Annotated in this window: 16 protein-coding genes; 11 read left to right on the top strand and 5 right to left on the bottom strand. The window is 39.8% G+C overall.

What is annotated here, in order from left to right:
- The first annotated feature begins 99 nt into the window (after nucleotides 1-99).
- The 5 genes from ACKRAT_RS08920 (at nucleotide 100) to ACKRAT_RS08900 (ending at nucleotide 5,048) form a co-directional block, all read left to right on the top strand.
- Nucleotides 100-2,202: a phage tail protein gene (locus tag ACKRAT_RS08920; protein ID WP_411842163.1), complete on the top strand. Its 2,103-nt coding sequence runs from the start codon at nucleotides 100-102 to the stop codon at nucleotides 2,200-2,202.
- Complete coding sequence (locus ACKRAT_RS08915) at nucleotides 2,202-2,393, top strand: hypothetical protein (protein ID WP_411842162.1); 192 nt, start codon at nucleotides 2,202-2,204, stop codon at nucleotides 2,391-2,393. The genes ACKRAT_RS08920 and ACKRAT_RS08915 overlap by 1 nt, the downstream gene beginning before the upstream one ends.
- Nucleotides 2,394-2,487: 94 nt before the next feature.
- Nucleotides 2,488-2,883 carry a DUF2951 family protein gene (locus tag ACKRAT_RS08910; RefSeq protein ID WP_411844436.1) on the top strand — a complete coding sequence of 132 codons (396 nt, stop codon included), beginning with the start codon at nucleotides 2,488-2,490 and terminating at the stop codon, nucleotides 2,881-2,883.
- A 231-nt stretch (nucleotides 2,884-3,114) separates the two neighbouring features.
- Nucleotides 3,115-3,396: a holin gene (locus ACKRAT_RS08905; RefSeq protein ID WP_411842161.1), complete on the top strand. Its 282-nt coding sequence runs from the start codon at nucleotides 3,115-3,117 to the stop codon at nucleotides 3,394-3,396.
- Between the two features lie 53 nt (nucleotides 3,397-3,449).
- Entirely contained in the window at nucleotides 3,450-5,048 is a 1,599-nt protein-coding gene (locus tag ACKRAT_RS08900; RefSeq protein ID WP_411842160.1) for a glucosaminidase domain-containing protein, read from the top strand.
- 284 nt (nucleotides 5,049-5,332) lie between these two features.
- Here the strand turns inward: ACKRAT_RS08900 and ACKRAT_RS08895 are convergent, their stop codons facing one another.
- The 5 genes from ACKRAT_RS08895 to ACKRAT_RS08875 form a co-directional block, all read right to left on the bottom strand.
- A complete protein-coding gene (locus tag ACKRAT_RS08895; RefSeq protein ID WP_411842159.1) occupies nucleotides 5,333-5,749 on the bottom strand; it encodes a hypothetical protein in 417 nt (138 codons plus the stop codon).
- A gap of 302 nt (nucleotides 5,750-6,051) precedes the next feature.
- Nucleotides 6,052-7,071, bottom strand: a complete 1,020-nt coding sequence (locus ACKRAT_RS08890; RefSeq protein ID WP_411842158.1) for a tyrosine-type recombinase/integrase — start codon at nucleotides 7,069-7,071, stop codon at nucleotides 6,052-6,054.
- On the bottom strand, nucleotides 7,068-7,529 hold the full coding sequence (locus tag ACKRAT_RS08885; protein WP_411842157.1) for an ImmA/IrrE family metallo-endopeptidase: 462 nt from the start codon (nucleotides 7,527-7,529) through the stop codon (nucleotides 7,068-7,070). Before ACKRAT_RS08885 ends, ACKRAT_RS08890 begins: the two co-directional genes overlap by 4 nt.
- Nucleotides 7,530-7,611: 82 nt before the next feature.
- The gene (locus tag ACKRAT_RS08880) at nucleotides 7,612-8,601 is read right to left on the bottom strand and encodes an SAP domain-containing protein (protein ID WP_411842156.1); all 990 of its coding nucleotides are present in this window, start codon (nucleotides 8,599-8,601) and stop codon (nucleotides 7,612-7,614) included.
- Nucleotides 8,602-8,637: 36 nt separating this feature from the next.
- Complete coding sequence (locus ACKRAT_RS08875) at nucleotides 8,638-8,997, bottom strand: helix-turn-helix domain-containing protein (protein ID WP_411842155.1); 360 nt, start codon at nucleotides 8,995-8,997, stop codon at nucleotides 8,638-8,640.
- Between the two features lie 164 nt (nucleotides 8,998-9,161).
- Between ACKRAT_RS08875 and ACKRAT_RS08870 the strand changes: the two genes are divergently transcribed.
- The 6 genes from ACKRAT_RS08870 (at nucleotide 9,162) to ACKRAT_RS08845 (ending at nucleotide 11,525) form a co-directional block, all read left to right on the top strand.
- Complete coding sequence (locus ACKRAT_RS08870; RefSeq protein ID WP_411842154.1) at nucleotides 9,162-9,359, top strand: helix-turn-helix transcriptional regulator; 198 nt, start codon at nucleotides 9,162-9,164, stop codon at nucleotides 9,357-9,359.
- A 24-nt stretch (nucleotides 9,360-9,383) separates the two neighbouring features.
- Nucleotides 9,384-10,139, top strand: coding sequence for a BRO family protein (locus tag ACKRAT_RS08865; protein ID WP_411842153.1), 756 nt, complete (start codon nucleotides 9,384-9,386; stop codon nucleotides 10,137-10,139).
- A gap of 116 nt (nucleotides 10,140-10,255) precedes the next feature.
- Nucleotides 10,256-10,762, top strand: a complete 507-nt coding sequence (locus ACKRAT_RS08860; RefSeq protein ID WP_411842152.1) for a hypothetical protein — start codon at nucleotides 10,256-10,258, stop codon at nucleotides 10,760-10,762.
- 1 nt (nucleotide 10,763) lies between these two features.
- Nucleotides 10,764-11,042, top strand: coding sequence for a hypothetical protein (locus ACKRAT_RS08855; RefSeq protein WP_411842151.1), 279 nt, complete (start codon nucleotides 10,764-10,766; stop codon nucleotides 11,040-11,042).
- A gap of 4 nt (nucleotides 11,043-11,046) precedes the next feature.
- Nucleotides 11,047-11,205 carry a hypothetical protein gene (locus ACKRAT_RS08850; protein ID WP_411842150.1) on the top strand — a complete coding sequence of 53 codons (159 nt, stop codon included), beginning with the start codon at nucleotides 11,047-11,049 and terminating at the stop codon, nucleotides 11,203-11,205.
- Between the two features lie 110 nt (nucleotides 11,206-11,315).
- Nucleotides 11,316-11,525, top strand: a complete 210-nt coding sequence (locus ACKRAT_RS08845) for a hypothetical protein (protein ID WP_411842149.1) — start codon at nucleotides 11,316-11,318, stop codon at nucleotides 11,523-11,525.
- Nucleotides 11,526-11,570 lie beyond the last annotated feature (45 nt).

Below are 11,570 nucleotides of genomic sequence, written 5' to 3'. Positions count from 1 at the left end.
AGAAACAGACGTGTCAATGGAGAGCGAGATATTTCGCTCTCTTTTTTATGGAATGACATCAACGCAGATTTCCTCGAAGACATTGAAACCGGATGGAAAGTGAACTTCCAGGGTGACTGGTATCACTTGTACAGTCCGAAAGAGGACAAGCACGGCGTAAAATCATTTGAAGCCGTTCTGGACTTCTTTCATTATTTCAATGGCATCTGGCATGTGGACGAAGCAGAGAACAAATCCATGATGATTGAGGGCAGTATTGCGCCACTGTTCATCAATAAGGATTATATTTTAAATATCATTGATAATTTCTACGCCAATACGATGAGTTATTCCAAGCAGCAGTCATCCACGGAGCGTTTCCTATACTTCATCGGACGGCACAACGCAGAGTTTAATATCCCGATTGGCACACAAACGGTGCAGGTCAGAAACAGAATTGGTATTAAGCGCGATGACATCATCATTCATGAAGATGACAACCTGATTGATTTGAGTATTGATACAGACACCGGCTCATTCTGCACAGCCATCAAAGGGTATTACGACTTCCAGGAGACCGGTGGAGAAGATAGCACAGAGAAAGAGCCGCAGAAGGTATATGACTACATCTCTCCAATGGCGAGTAAGTACGGCGTGTACTATGGCGAACCCATCTATGATGAACGTTACAGTGATTTAGAGGGCATTAAAGAAGCCTGTAAAATTAAACAGGAGTCTACATTCAAAATGTCCTTTACGCTTAAAGCTTCTCTATTCGACATCGCATTAAATGAAGGCGATGAAATCCGCCTGGTCTACCCATCGAAAGGCATCAATATGTATATCAGAGTTGTGGAAATATCAGAGGACTTTGACTCGGACGGCGACCTGATAGATGCGGAGTACACCTTTGGGAATGAAAACATCTCCGCGCAGTACAGGAAAATGCAGTACGACGCGATCATGGACATCAATGACATTCTACTGGGCAAGAAGCCGATTCCTTATTCAGTCCTTCCTGCCGCGATTAAACAGGCGACACAGGTGATTAATGATGGGGACAATACACAATTTTATTATCGCGCCAATGAAATATACGGTGTGAATCTGGATAACCCTCTGGGTGTGACACGATACAATGCCAACGGCTTAGGATTCAGTCAGGACGGCGGAGAGACGTACAGCAACGCCATCACGTACTTAGGCGTGGTCACTGAAGCATTGACCGCCGGCACGATAGATGCGAACAGGATTACGATATATGGCTCTGAAGGGTACAATCGGATCGAGATTAATGGCTCACGCATCAAGGTGTGGGATAGCAGAGAACCAGACGAATATACACTCATCAATAATGGACGCATTGAAGCAAGGGGTAAGCACCAGCGCACATGGCTTGGACAAACCAGCACGCATGACGTGTCATTGAGATTTGAGCATGGTTATATTCGAGCGAGAAATAACTCGCTCAACCGCTCCCTGTACTTCTCGGACTACGGCATATCGACATATGCAGATGCCGAAGGGAACAACGATGCCTCCGGTTCGCTATTGTTCCGAGATCCGGAGTTTTCCGGTGCAGAGGGTGGTGGCTTAACTGTCCACTCCACGTATGGCGCTGTGGCGATGAAATCTGAATACAGTAAGGCGGTCATTAATTCAGATGATACCGTCAATTTGGAAAGTCGTAGCTATTCCGTTTATGTCAGACCTTTCATGAATACGAGGAATGGTTTGAATGAATTCCAGTTCTATGTTAAGGAGAACGAATCATCTTCAGATACTGACGGTGCGTTGCTATATGGTAATATCAACGGTGGCGCGACACACGGCTCCGGTATTCGATTCAGTAAAGCTTCCAGTGATTCCATCGTCTATGCGACGAATATTAACGGAGATTTTGGTACAGGTAAATTCCATGCAAGTGAATTCATAAATGCGTCTCTCGAAGAATACAAAGAAAATATTCAAGAGTGGAATGGCGATGCCTTATCCTCATTAGTGGAAACGCAACTATATGAATACAATCTCAAAGATGATGCCAACAAAAAAATAAAACGTGGCATGGTCATTGGCAGAGAGTATGATACACCGATTGGTTTAACCAGCGGTGGCGGTATCAGCATTTATGAGTTGACTACATGGCACACCAGATCGATTCAGCAGTTGAACGAAAGAGATAATGATTTTGAAGCGCGCATTAAGAAACTGGAGGCGAAATAATGGAACAGGATTTCGGAAGAAAAATGGCATTTGTGAATGGCGAGTGGTCGCAGGCACTGTCTCGATCTTACGATAAAATCGGAGGGCTGATTATGGAACTTGAAGCCAAAGATGTAGAGATTGGAAAACTGCATGAAGAAAACAAAAATTTGCAGAGTGAAGTGAATCGACTGAAGGACAGTAGCCAGTAGGCGCTGTTCTTTTTATTTTGAAAGGCGGGTGTTTATATTGGAATAATATTTTCGCCCCTCATATCGATTGGAAAGGGGGAATCCAGTGTTGCCAATGAGTCTGGAAGGACACGACCGAAGATTATCGAGACTGGAAGAACGGGATAAAAAATATGACGATAAATTTGAAACGCTGAACAAAAAGATAGACGAGAATGAGAAAAAGGCGCAAGAGGATTACAAGCGTTTATTTTCTTCCATGGAAGAGATAAAAAACGGAATGCACTCGCAGGAACTCATTAATCAAAAAATGAACTTTACCCTGGACTCTATCAACAAGGAACGGGCAGCAGATATAGAAGCCAAAAGAGAACGGGAAGAAAAGGACGAAAAGATTAAAGATGAGCAGCGCAAAAACACCCGTAAAGTGGTGTGGTCATTCTTCGGACTGGCCGGCACAATCATTACATCTTTGATTATATCAGCGCTTAGATTATGGATTGGCATATAAAGGGGGGTGGAAAACCATGATGGAATATATTCCTGAAGTTGCTATACTTGGCGCGAATCTGTGGGGCTGTTTCTGGTTTGGGATTTGTAAGTAATCTGTGAGAGGGGGTTATCCCCTCCACATTTGTTAGGAGGATTCCATGGATGACAAATTCGACATAGCGATACTCATAGTTATGACGCTTGTCATGACATTTCTCATAAACGTATTTATATAAAGGAGGGCGAGTAAATGGAAACAATTATTATATTCGCAGGTGTCATATCAGTATTGACAGTGGCACTTGTACAATTGATTAAAAAGACAACGACTGTACCCGATAAGCTGATGCCGTTGGTATCACTGTTCGTTGGTCTACTGGTCGGTGCAATTGCTCTAGTAGTGCCGGAGATAACAGCTGACTTGTCAGTGGGTGGTCATCTTCTGGCAGGAGGCATATCAGGACTGTCAGCTTCAGGGTTGTATGATATAGCGACAAAAACGAATAGAGGATTTAAAGATACAGAGAAGTAACTGTTCGGTAATTCCGAATGGTTTCTTTTTTATTATGAGAAAGAGGTGACAAAGTGAGCTTCTTATCAAAGATTAAGCCACATGCCATAGCCGCATACAGTAAATCCGGCGTACTGCCATCCGTCCTAGCGGCTCAAGCCATACTTGAAACGGGGTGGGGCGAATCGGAACTAGCGGTAAAGGCCAATAACTTATTCGGGATCAAAGGTTCGTACAACGGTCAATCCTATACTGTGAGAACGCCTGAACAAGATAAGAATGGGAACCAATTCTTCATTGATGCAGCATTCAGGAAGTATCCATCTTTCACTGAATCATTCAAGGATCGTGCTGCCTTCTTCACATCGACACCGTGGCGCACAAAAGTATACGCCGGTGTGACAGCATCGAAAGATTATAAATCTCAAGTTAAGGCACTGGATGCGTCGCCATACGCTACTGATAAAAAATACGGCAAGAAATTACTCGATATCATCGAAGAAAACCGACTGTATGAATGGGATAACGAAATTAATCAAAGGAGTGTTAATGTGGGAAAAGTAATTGCGTTAGACATTGGACATGGTAAAAACACGTTTCCACCAGGTAAAGGCGTATACAAAGGCGGCAAAGGCTATTCAGAATTTAGCTTCAACAACAAACTAGCGAAACGTGTAAAAGGATTATTGGAACACAACGGTTTTGATGTCATCATGGCACAACCCTTTGACGGTAATGATGTATCTCTGATCCGTCGGACGAATTACTATGATAGCAAACGTCCTGACTTAGGTATTTCTCTACATGCGAATGCCGGAGCGGCGAAAGCTGGCGGGCGTTGTGCTTTTTACTGGTACACAAGCAAGCAAGGAAAACAGTTTGCGTCAAATATCATCAACAACATGATAGACATGGGCTATGGCATTCACGGCAACGGTCTGCATGCTTCAAAGTACAACTCATGGACTAACCTCCACATGATAAGAGAATCAACCACATTCCCGATGGTACTGGTCGAACATGGATTCATGACGAACGCTTTGGACTTCCCTTTAATATTCGGTAAGTATCAGGACGAGTACATCGAAGATATGGCAGAGTGCGACGTTAAAGCGGTATGTCAGTATTTCGGTGTAGCATTCAAGAATACGAAATCTGCACCAAGTGCGCCACCTAAACCATCATTAAACAAACCATCTGTCAGCGGTTCGACGTATACGGCTAAAAAAGGTGATACGCTATGGGCGATTTCGCAAGCTGCTGATGTGTCCGTACCTGACTTGAAGTCTTGGAACAATTTGAAATCGAATACTATTAGTATTGGACAGAAACTTAGGGTTAAAAAGCCTGCGGATAAAACAAAAAAAGACGCTCCATCCACAGATACTTCAGAACTCGACTGGCAAACCAATGAACACAATACTCAATGGGCACCAACTGAAGGTGTTTGGGTTAATGGAAGCGAGCCTATTAAGAAACGCAAAGGCAGCCCGAAATTAGACGCGCCTTCTACCGGATGGATGAAGCCCGGTCAGAGACTTGATTATCGTGAGATTGCACGTTCTGACAATCACATCTGGTTGCTCGATAAGTATTCTCCGCAATGGACTCCGGTTAAGCGATGGAATCCTGTTACAGGTGAAGTTGGGGATGATTGGGGCGATTGGAAGTAACCTAAGCCACTAACGCGAAACACCATATGTAATACTTTGCACCTCTCCAGGACTTACACACCTGGGGAGAAATACATAAAAAACACTGGTATTATTTTCATTAATTATATATAATCATCTTAGGTTGTCGAGACTCAACCTGTCTTATATGTACACCTGGCCGGACATCCACCGGTTGGGTGTTTTTTATGCTATAATAGAGATACTATATTGTGCTAGTCAGACAGCCTGGAAACCTGCTGACAAAGAAACCACCCTACATTGATTTGTAAGGTGGTCTTTTTTTATTTCTTTTTATCAAAGAATGCTTTCTTGATAATCCATATTGGAATCATAATCGGGAAGGCGAATACCCACAACGTAATTAGACAGCCTTGTTTCATCATGTCGCTTCCGGCGTTCTGCATGGAGTCTCCTGTGGCCTGCATATTATTCCCGGCACTTTCCATCTTGTCCCCCATCTTGGTAAACATACTGTTCTCCACATATTCCTGCTGAATCTTATCGAAATGTTCCGGATCGTCCAGGTACATTTTCTGATTGTGCAGGAAGCCTTGTTTCTTCTCCAGTTTCTTTTCCAGTTTATCGCGTTTGCTTTCTTTCAAACCATCATCTGCAAGCAGCGTGTTAATTTCTTCGATTTCCCCATTCAACGTGTCGATCGCTTTTTGTACCTCTTCTCTTCTTTCCTGTTCAGTCATATTCATGTCCCCCTAAAAATTGTTAAGTCTATTCTAACTTATTGTGCCACTCTTGTGCCATTTTACTTGATAGGTTACGAGAGATAACGGCAAACACTCAATCATGAAACCCTATTAAATCAACGTTTCAAACCAATACGGTAAGTTACGGTAGCTATCATCAATCCCTCACTGTCCGTTAATTGCATCATCTAATAACAGTTAAACCCCCTCAAACGTTGATTTGAAGGGGTTTTTATTTTTGACCTCGTTGTATAAAGGGAATTAAAGGCAATTAGTTTGGTCAATATCTGGTCAATATCTTACATACCCCCCAGGAGTATTAATGTTTTCTCATTATCTTCCTGATAATGTTCTTTCAATAGATGACTGTATACCTGTGTCGTGATGCCGATATTTTTATGCCCTAATCTTTGGCTGATGTAATATATGGATATGCCCTGCGACAGCAAGAAACTGCAGTGAGTATGTCTTAAGCTATGCAATGTTTTGTGCTCCGGAATATTTAAGCGCTTCTTGGCATGATTGAATGTCTTTTCAACAGCATTGTAAGACAATCCAAAAATCGGTTCATGTAGAGAAATGGAGCGTTGGGACACTATTTTTTTAACGTGGTTCATATCTGACTCAGATATATCTATAGTGCGATCGGATGTTTCTGTTTTAGTCCCTGGTAAGTGAACGGTATTTTTCTGCAGATCTTTATATTTAAGATGATTGATTTCACTAAACCGGGCACCCGTAGATATTAATAGATAGATAAACAATGCGCTACGGCTGTCATATCGTTTAATATCGTTTTTCAGTGTTTTGTATTGCTCTATTTCCATATACTTTTCATGATCCGGTTGTGTTGGCACTTTGCCGTACACTTTGGTGTTCCACGCTGGATTACGGTGTATCAATCCATCGTATACCGCATGTTCCAAACAGGCTTTAATCGCAATGTGCACTTTCCGCACTGATTCTTTTGTATGATCTTTCGCATAGTCATTGATGAATTCCTGGTATTCAATACTTGTTAAATCTTTAATTCGTTTATTAGCAGGGAAGTACGATTCAATTAATCGCAGGGCGTTTTTATAGTTGTTAAGCGTTTTATCTGCCACCCTATTTTCCTTATTTGCCGTCATCCATCTTTCATAGTACTCATGCAATAATGCATTAGATGTCGCATCTATGCCTCGTGACGCCTCGTTTAATATCTTCCTGATCTCAGCCTCAGCCGCACTCTTTTTCTTGAGTCCTTGCTTCCTATACCGTCTACCATTGTAACGAAAATCATATTTATACGTGCCATCCGGTTGTTTAATCGGTTTCATCTCATCCCCCCGTAAGTAACATTCTGTAGTCTATTGTGTTCGATCAACATTTCAATTCGATTTAAAGCCAGGTCGATCGGCACATTAAAATAATTAGCAATCTCTTGTGCTTCATATAAACGATGTTGCATGATCAATTTCTCCGGCATCATGAGAAGCAGTGCAAACTTACTTGCCTGAGCTTCCTGCTTCATATTAAAAGCTTCTGGCATCCCCCGCTGATCGGTACGGTGGAGAAACATATGACCGGCTTCGTGACAGAAAGACTGCCACATATCAAATGGATCTCCCATCTTGATTGCGATGATATCGATTCCTCGCTTATTAAAATAAAAATCAGATGTATGGTTATATAAAATATGTACACTGAACATATAAGATAGGTGCGGTATGTTTAAATCCAGACTATCTGTAATGCAGCACTCCACAATTTCATTCACTGTATCTTCAATTCTCATAAGATCCCCCTTGTTTTAGAACGTATGTTCGGTATTTAGTTTAAAAAATTACTGACCACTCAAAAGTCCAGTGGTCAGCTGGTTACTTGAATATACTTTTCATAAATCGTTTAAATCCTGTTTCTGTAGAATCTATTACTCTGTTTTCATTCTCTTTAGGTTTTTGTTTATTGTTAGAATAATATCGTTTTTCGATTTCGTATTTCAAAATTTCTTCGGCTTCTTCACGGTCTTTAAAATAATAGAAAACAAAATTTGATACTAGCTTTTTATCAGAATCATCATATGGTAAATGTTTTGTATGAGAAAATATATCTTTACCGATGTTTACTGGCTTTATTTGGTTGGTATAAAATAATTTTTTATATGTTTGAATGTTTTTATCATATATTTTGAATAGATATGTTACATCAAAATTATCCATTGTTTGTTTTCCGTGAAAAGCTAGCATCCCTCTATATGATTCGATATTCTGCATAACCTGTATCACAACACTACAATTAAGATAGTAATAGCCATTAGAAATATCATTCAACTCAGTTAAATAATAATCGGATATTCTTCCGGATAGCATTTTTGCATCATGCTTTGTAGGATCCTCAAGTTTTATTTTATATTTCTCAACCATGGTCCCTATTATTATTTCGTGCTTGCTTTTCCCTGGAGAAGACTGATAATAATTATAGATTTCGAATATATCGATGTAGTTATTGTGATGAGCATAATTAATAAAGTCTGTAGAATGATAAAGTTCATGATACTCAGTTGAAATAGTCAATACAGGTTCTAAGTTTAACTCTGATAAATTAATAATACTTTGGTTATCTATTAGTCTGTTAATCAACTCATCTTTATTACCACTTAGTTTTAATTTGTTGGAACGCAATACTTCCTTGATTTCTGGAATCTTTCGCTTCTTTAGACTCTTCTTTAAATCATTTTCTAAATATATAACTTTTTTATCTAATAAATCATTTAATAATGATTGGGCAGACTTGAGGTATTCCTCTTGCCAAAAGGTGTGTTTTATAGCATCTGTCGGTGTTCTGCCTACGGCATAATGTAAATACAATACTTCTACAGCATTTAGTTTCTCGATATGCTACACCTACTTATCTTTGTTCTTCTTATCAATCCAATATTCCAACTGATCATTAAGTAAATCCTTCAGTTCTTGCTTGTCTTCCTCAGAAAGATTATCGAATCCCTCTTTGTCCGAGAACATCAAGACTTCGGCATCTTTGAAAGGGTCTTCGCTTTCCTTTGTCTTCCTGCCAAGTAAGTCATCTACAGAAACATCAAACATATCAGCAAGCCTTGCTAAATTCTCAGAATTTGGCTCGTTTTTATTTTCATCTGTTCTCTCATATCTAGCATATGCTTGCGGAGATATATGCAGTTTTTCAGCAACTTCTTTTTGAGTCATTCCTACTTGTTTTCTGTATCGGATTAAATTTTTAGATAGCATGGCTATTGCCTCTTTCTAATAAAACTATTGTAATTAAAGGATAAACTAAAAGTTGAATTTATTAAATATACGAAAAGTTGAGTTTTGTGGTTGTATTCTACTTTTAGTTGTGTTAATCTATATTTAAGTTCAACATAAAGTTGAATTAATAGGAGGTGAAATATATGAGCCAGTCACTTAAAGAAAGACGTACTGCCAAAGGTTTAACTCAAAGCGATATAGCTAAACTCATAGGTTGTAGTGAGCAATACTATAATATGATTGAGAATGAGAAACGTATTCCGAGTGTTAAAACAGCAAAAGAAATAGGAAGAGTTCTCAACGTAGAATGGGTAAATTTTTTTAAAGATAAAATCAACTAAAAGTTGAATAAAGGAGGTCCTATAGTGGAACAGCTAAAAGTTATCGAAAGAAAAGAAGTGCTTGAAAGAGATTTTAAAGTTTATGGCAGCCAAGATGAACCATTGTTTTTAGCAAAAGATGTTGCTGAATGGATTGAACACAGCAAAGTCAATATGATGCTCAATTCAATCGATGAAGATGAAAAGCTGATGGAAACAATTCTTACTTCAGGTCAACGAAGAAATATGTGGTTTGTCACTGAAGATGGGTTGTACGAATTATTAATGCAATCCAGAAAACCAATTGCCAAACAGTTCAAAAAAGAAGTTAAGAAAATTTTGAAGGAACTTCGTGTCACTGGTAGCTACGAAGTAACTAAAGATCCACTAGAAATTATGAAATTGAGTATGCAAGCAATTGAGCAGACTAACAAAGATGTAAGCACTCTAAAAACTGATGTCACATATTTGAAAGATGAAGTGAAACTCGATGCAGGTGAATATAACTATATTTCTAAGCATGTGAAAAGAACAGTTATGGAAGTGATTCAAAGGTTCTCTTATGCAGATACAAGAGAAGTTAAAGGTGAACTCTTCAAAGATATTAACAATGGACTTAATGATGTGTGTGGTATTAAGACTCGTACTCAATTGAGGCAAAAACATTTCGATAAAGCAATGCAATATATCAATGCCTGGGTACCCTCTACCGCGACACGAATGAAAGTGCAACAGCTGACATTGGATTTTGCTGAAGCTCAAGAGGAAGAGCCAACAAATTATGAGGATGGCATAAGATAGCGACCAACTATCTCATGCCTATGAGTTATCAATTATGCGACTGATTAACTCTATACAAAGTATACGAATAATTACTGACAACATTCAATACAAAAAAATATACAGGAGGTCAACTTATGAAAGGAGCAATTGTCAATTATCGCAAAAGGACCGGCGCAACGCAGCAGGACGTAGCGAATATGTTTCATACCGATAAATCAAATATCTCTCATATAGAAAAAGAAAGAAGGAATGTGACGGCATCCATGTATGATGCGGGATTCAATAACGTGTCGGATGCCTATCTGCTTCAGGACATGGCATATGAAGTCACACGAGGATATGTCACACCGACACCCTCAGACAGAGTCTACGATGATCATCGTATGTCATTTGTTTATAGAGTGCAGCAGGAGATCCAAGAGTTTATCAATGTGATTCCCATGAACCGATTGGATAAACGTCCGGAATTCTTAACGCAAGACGAGAAAGAGCGGTTGTCACTGCTTGTCTCGGAACTGCAAGATGTCCTATTTGAAGGACAGGGCTTCTTGAATAAGTTGACCGAGGACTACGAGTTTTTGCAGCCTCAATCGATCAACCAGAACAGGGATACCCGCTTGAAAATGGAAAGGAGAATCTAATATGGCAATGTTTGTTGCGGAAAATGAAGAACAATTAATTGAAGTGTTTAAGAAAGTAGCAATGGAAATGCAACCTCAGCAGGCGCGAGATGAAAGGATTTATCTATCTCTTAAAGAGTTTTCAGAAGACACGGGTGTCAGCGTACCTTTTATCCGAACTCATATTTTATATGAAGAAAGATTTAAAAAATACGTTTCTCAGATAGACCGCAAGATTTACATTAAGCGTATAGAGGGCCGCAGAGCATTGCAGAGAATCATGGACGATTACAGGAGGTAATTCAATGGCTCTATTATTTGGAAGTGTTGCAGGCATCCTATTGATGCTTACTGTCACCGGCATATTAAGCCCTGTAGCGATCGTCTCACTTGGCATAGTTGGAATCATCGGTGGATGCCTGATCGCTCCTCAACTGGCAGGGAAGGCGTGGTTGAAGAAATGATTAAAACACTATTCATCCTATCAATGAGTTTAATCACTTTTGCATATCTCATATTCACCTGGTTGAGGTTAGTGGATGAAATTATCATGCATGAGGAGGTTGGATTTTAGATGGCAGGTGCAGTTAGCCCGTATAGAGAGCCGGTAAAGGTGAAATCCGTAGCCATCAACGTAAACGCTATTGTAGATGTCCAGTACGAAGATGATTTCAATGACATCCGTAATGAGGAAACAGTTAAACGGCAAATACTCGATGCCATCAAGCAGGCAAATATTGAGTGTACAGAGCTTGTCGATATTGAATTAGAGGAAATTCTATAAAAAATACACCCATTGGAGTGGGTGCATCAGAAATATATTCAACCT

Origin of the sequence: Salinicoccus sp. HZC-1 (assembly GCF_046736035.1) — a bacterium.
Taxonomy (GTDB): domain Bacteria; phylum Bacillota; class Bacilli; order Staphylococcales; family Salinicoccaceae; genus Salinicoccus.
This window is presented reverse-complemented; position numbering and strand designations above follow the sequence as displayed.

What these genes read in the sequence shown, in the direction of transcription:
- ACKRAT_RS08850 (WP_411842150.1), top strand. Translation starts at nt 11,047, where the DNA reads ATGGCTCTATTATTTGGAAGTGTTGCAGGCATCCTATTGATGCTTACT.
- ACKRAT_RS08905 (WP_411842161.1), top strand. Translation starts at nt 3,115, where the DNA reads ATGGAAACAATTATTATATTCGCAGGTGTCATATCAGTATTGACAGTG.
- ACKRAT_RS08885 (WP_411842157.1), bottom strand. Translation starts at nt 7,529, where the DNA reads ATGAGAATTGAAGATACAGTGAATGAAATTGTGGAGTGCTGCATTACA.
- ACKRAT_RS08890 (WP_411842158.1), bottom strand. Translation starts at nt 7,071, where the DNA reads ATGAAACCGATTAAACAACCGGATGGCACGTATAAATATGATTTTCGT.
- ACKRAT_RS08855 (WP_411842151.1), top strand. Translation starts at nt 10,764, where the DNA reads ATGGCAATGTTTGTTGCGGAAAATGAAGAACAATTAATTGAAGTGTTT.
- ACKRAT_RS08845 (WP_411842149.1), top strand. Translation starts at nt 11,316, where the DNA reads ATGGCAGGTGCAGTTAGCCCGTATAGAGAGCCGGTAAAGGTGAAATCC.
- ACKRAT_RS08875 (WP_411842155.1), bottom strand. Translation starts at nt 8,997, where the DNA reads ATGCTATCTAAAAATTTAATCCGATACAGAAAACAAGTAGGAATGACT.
- ACKRAT_RS08860 (WP_411842152.1), top strand. Translation starts at nt 10,256, where the DNA reads ATGAAAGGAGCAATTGTCAATTATCGCAAAAGGACCGGCGCAACGCAG.
- ACKRAT_RS08910 (WP_411844436.1), top strand. Translation starts at nt 2,488, where the DNA reads ATGAGTCTGGAAGGACACGACCGAAGATTATCGAGACTGGAAGAACGG.
- ACKRAT_RS08915 (WP_411842162.1), top strand. Translation starts at nt 2,202, where the DNA reads ATGGAACAGGATTTCGGAAGAAAAATGGCATTTGTGAATGGCGAGTGG.
- ACKRAT_RS08895 (WP_411842159.1), bottom strand. Translation starts at nt 5,749, where the DNA reads ATGACTGAACAGGAAAGAAGAGAAGAGGTACAAAAAGCGATCGACACG.
- ACKRAT_RS08870 (WP_411842154.1), top strand. Translation starts at nt 9,162, where the DNA reads ATGAGCCAGTCACTTAAAGAAAGACGTACTGCCAAAGGTTTAACTCAA.